This is a genomic window from Psychrobacter sp. 1U2, from assembly GCF_051847575.1.
Genome location: NZ_JBPYDC010000940.1, coordinates 1 through 765 on the forward strand (window position 1 = coordinate 1; position 765 = coordinate 765).

General features: G+C 39.6%; 1 protein-coding gene. It reads right to left on the minus strand.

Annotated features, from left to right (window positions below; translation table 11 throughout):
* On the minus strand, positions 1 to 708 hold a 708-nt coding region (locus tag ACS8FD_RS19685), incomplete at its 3' end, for a methyltransferase domain-containing protein (RefSeq protein ID WP_439277108.1).
* Between the last annotated feature and the right edge of the window lie 57 nt (positions 709 to 765).

The window sequence follows — 765 nt, forward strand, 5'->3', positions numbered from 1 at the left end:
TTCTAATACGATTTGATACTCATGTTGTTGTAACCATGACTCAACTTCTTGCTTGGCAACAGGATAATTGGGCGTCAAACTTCTATTGTTATCTGCTTGGTAGTCAGCCTTATCAAGTAAGGTATCGAGCAAATTAAAATTACCCATGATCAAGTTTCGATAGTCAAAGCTTGCCGGATTGTAAAAACACAATGACAAAATACCATCAGTCGCAAGATGCTTATCGAAGAAGTCCATTACCGCTTTTGGGTCTGCAAGCCACTCAAGTAGTGCATGACACAGTATGACATCAAACTTATCTGTAGAATCTGTCGTTAGTTTACCTGTTCCTAATTTAGCTTCAAGTGCCTGATATGGACAGACATACCATGTGATATCTAGGTCTTTACCAGTTTGCTCTGCATTCGTTCTGGCTTTGTCGATCATATTAGCAGATATGTCATTAATGACGACTGTATGGCCTTGAATAGCAAGTTCTGTTGCAATCTGAGCAAGCCCAGCGCCTACATCTAAAATACGCAATGGTCGCTTGAGCAGATGGCTAAATTGTTCGACATAACCAAAGATATCACGGCGTAAGACAGCCAGACGAATATCACCCTTTAAACCACCATATACCTTTTTTTCAAAATGATCGGCAATCGCATCAAAACTGCGGTCGGTACGTTTATCGTCTAGTGCTGTCAATTGGTTGTCGTCATTTATCATTACTTTTGAGTCTGCTGTTTATGGAGGTAGAAGATAATGTTTTATAGATATAGCAAT